Here is a 216-nt window from a genome sequence, read left to right as displayed (position 1 = left end):
CACTGGCCGCCGAATAATTATCAAAAAATGCTGTACCAAAAAAGGGCGATGCTTCTTCAATCTCGAGGAGAAGAATGCTTTCTCCGGTTTCCCCTCCTGGTTGAAGGTTGATCTGTAAATCTTCAATCAGGGGGTTAATTTGCAATAAGCGCAACTGGTCTTCGAGGTCGTTGACATTAAAGGGAGACTCGATGCCGAGGTTCAGACGAGAGGTAA

Annotated in this window: 1 pseudogene; it reads right to left on the bottom strand. The window is 45.8% G+C overall.

Annotated elements, in window-relative coordinates:
• Positions 1 to 216, bottom strand: a pseudogene (locus tag JUI58_RS00005) (ShlB/FhaC/HecB family hemolysin secretion/activation protein); the annotation flags it as partial.

The sequence above is a fragment of the Spirulina sp. CCY15215 genome (genome assembly GCF_016888125.1).
Lineage (GTDB): Bacteria > Cyanobacteriota > Cyanobacteriia > Cyanobacteriales > Spirulinaceae > CCY15215.
Note: the sequence above shows the minus strand (reverse complement) of the source record. Positions and strands in the feature narration are given on the sequence as shown.